Below are 208 nucleotides of genomic sequence, written 5' to 3' on the forward strand. Positions count from 1 at the left end.
AAAGGTGCTTGAAGGTGCAAATATCAAATTAGGCTCTGTCGTATCGGATATTATGGGCGTTTCATCAAATGACATGCTTCATGCGATCGCAATTGGTGAGGATGATCCTGAGAAACTAGCAAACTTTGCGCGACGTTCGATGAAGAAGAAAAAAGATGATTTAATCCTTGCCCTGAATGGGTATGTGAATCCTCATCAACGAATGATG

Annotated in this window: 1 pseudogene; it reads left to right on the top strand. The window is 41.3% G+C overall.

The features are described from left to right. A pseudogene (locus ASU00_RS24230) lies at nt 1-208 on the top strand (IS110 family transposase); the annotation flags it as partial.

The organism is Peribacillus muralis (assembly GCF_001439925.1).
GTDB classification, from domain to species: Bacteria; Bacillota; Bacilli; order Bacillales; family DSM-1321; genus Peribacillus; species Peribacillus muralis.